At 47.0% G+C, this 1,991-nt stretch carries 2 protein-coding genes; both read right to left on the bottom strand.

The window, feature by feature from the left end; genetic code table 11:
- On the bottom strand, positions 1 to 946 hold a 946-nt coding region (locus B7X71_RS15955; protein ID WP_293601453.1), incomplete at its 3' end, for an MFS transporter.
- A gap of 5 nt (positions 947 to 951) precedes the next feature.
- Positions 952 to 1,991 (bottom strand): CaiB/BaiF CoA-transferase family protein (locus B7X71_RS15950; protein ID WP_293601452.1); only part of this gene is annotated, 1,040 nt, incomplete at its 5' end.

Raw genomic sequence — 1,991 nt, 5'->3', positions numbered from 1 at the left:
AGGTAGAAACAGGGCTGAGAGGTAGCCAAATAAAGGCTGCAATGGCAACCGATCTACAAATATAGATGCCTGAAAGCAGGTAGCGCTTCGGAAATCGTTGACCCAGAATTCCGGCACTGTAGGTCCCAAATATATTGAAGAGTCCAATTAAGGCAAGTGCAGTTGTTGCAACTGCAGGTGCGCCCACATCGGGGTAGATTTTGGATAAATCTTTAAGATAAGGTGCCAAGTGAACAGCTATAAACACCACTTGAAATCCACACACAAAATATCCCAAGGTAAGCAACTTGAAACTCGGGTTACGGATTGCTTCTTTTAAAGCTTGCTTGATAGTTTGATCGTTGCCTTGATGTTGATTGATAGCCTTGGGTTCACGCAACATAAATGCAATCGGAATCATGAGGCTGGCCATGAGTGCCAACATCAGGAGCGCATCATTTGCACCAAGGCTGCTGAGTAATCCTTGCTCAACCGGAATCATGAGGAACTGTCCAAATGATCCTGCAGCTGCAGCAATGCCCATTGCCCACACTCTTTTTTCTGCAGCAACGTTGCGACCCAATATTCCATAGACCACACTGTATGTTGTTGCAGTTTGTGCAAGACCAATGAGTAATCCACCAGCTAATGAAAAATTCAAAGCATCTGTGGAGATGGCCATGCCAGCCAAACCGAGTGCATAAAGTGCACCACCGGCGACCATGATTTTGAATGCACCATAGCGATCTGCTAAGGCACCTGTAATAGGTTGAACTGCACCCCAAATTAAATTCTGTAATGCGATAGTTAGCGCGAAAGTTTCACGGCCCCAACCGTTTTCCATTGTGATTGGTAAATTAAAGAGACCAAATCCATGGCGTATCCCCATGGAAAAAGTTACCATCAGGCCGCCAAAAATCAGTACCTGTTTCAGAGATAGTTTTTGGCTTGTCGTGCTCTGGGACATTGGATTTAAGTAATCCCTTTTTCTTTCAGTGTGGCAATAGCCTGAGAATCAAGACTAAGGCGCTCCCGAAGTATTTCATCGGTATGCTGACCCAAGGTGGGTGGAGCCATACGGACCTCTACCGGGGTCTCTGATAGACGCATTGGGCTACCAACGAGCTTCATAGTGCCTGCCGTAGGGTGCGGAACATGGATTTGGACGCCACGGGCCTTTACTTGCTCGTTATCAAACACTTCTTCAAAGTTATTGATTGGCCCACAGGGTACGTTTGCCGCTTCTAAAAGGCTAATCCACTCGGCCTTTGTTTTACGGCGCGTCATCACTTCTAGTAATGGAATCAATGACTTACGATTCTCAACGCGGATTGGATTATTAATATAGAGGGGGTTTTCAGCCAAATGGGCCTCGCCACCCGCTGTGACAAAGTGCTTGAACTGCCCATCGTTGCCAACTGCCACAATCATCCAACCATCTGAGGTCGGAAAGGTTTGATAAGGAACAATGATGGGCGAGGCATTGCCCCAGCGACGAGGTACTGTATCTGAGCATAAATAGGCGCTGGAGACATTGGCCATCACTGCAATCTGGGTATCAAGGAGGGCCATATCAATATATTGACCCTGTCCCGTTTTATCTCGATGGACGACCGCAGCCAAAATAGCGGTGCTGGCATACATACCGGTGAAGATATCGGCAATGGCGACCCCCGCTTTTTGTGGGCTAGCCCCCGGAAAGTCATCTGCTTCCCCGGTAACACTCATAAAACCACCCATTCCTTGGATGATGAAGTCGTAACCAGGGCGATGCGCATAAGGACCATCTTGGCCGAAACCAGTAATAGAGCAGTAAATCAGGTCAGATTTGACCTTTTTGAGGCTTTCATAGTCCAAGCCGTATTTGGCTAGATCACCCACTTTGTAGTTTTCAATGACGACATCTGACTCTTTGGCGAGTTGGCGAATGATCTCTTGACCTTCAGGCTTGCTGATATCCACTGTAATGGAGCGTTTATTGCGGTTAATACAGATGAAATAGGCTGTTTCTA

This window comes from Polynucleobacter sp. 39-46-10 (genome assembly GCF_002282275.1).
The sequence above is the reverse complement of the archived record's forward strand: the minus strand, read 5'-3'. Positions and strand labels throughout refer to the sequence as shown.